Below are 365 nucleotides of genomic sequence, written 5' to 3'. Positions count from 1 at the left end.
CACCGGGGCGCGCCAGCACTTTTGATCGAGCGTGTCTCGCATCTCGAGGACGACCGGATCGTCGAATATACTCGTTCGCACTATCGCGCCGATGCCTATGACTTCGTCGCCGAACTGAAAATTGGAGAATGACCATGAACAGCCCTTCCTCCCTGATGCTGCAGGAAACCGAACAGTCGCCTGCCGTCGTCGCCGGTCTGCTTGAGAAGGAGGCAGGCACCTTTGCGGAAATCGCGCGCATTTTCCAGAAGAACGAACCTGCCGTCATCACCACCGCCGCGCGTGGTTCGTCCGATCATGCGGCGACATTCTTCAAATATCTGATGGAAATCACCATGGGTATTCCGGTGGCATCCATCGGGCCC

The 365-nt window shown here is 57.5% G+C and carries 1 protein-coding gene and 1 pseudogene; both read left to right on the top strand.

From position 1 onward, the window contains the following. Positions 1 to 132 (top strand): UTRA domain-containing protein (locus tag SB822_RS55455; protein WP_410858889.1); only part of this gene is annotated, 132 nt, incomplete at its 5' end. 2 nt (positions 133 to 134) lie between these two features. Further along, positions 135 to 365 (top strand): annotated as a pseudogene (locus SB822_RS55450) (iron dicitrate transport regulator FecR); the annotation flags it as partial.

Origin of the sequence: Paraburkholderia sp. SIMBA_054, from assembly GCF_046534875.1 — a bacterium.
In the GTDB taxonomy this organism is placed as follows: Bacteria; Pseudomonadota; Gammaproteobacteria; order Burkholderiales; family Burkholderiaceae; genus Paraburkholderia; species Paraburkholderia hospita.
The sequence above is the reverse complement of the archived record's forward strand: the minus strand, read 5'-3'. Positions and strand labels throughout refer to the sequence as shown.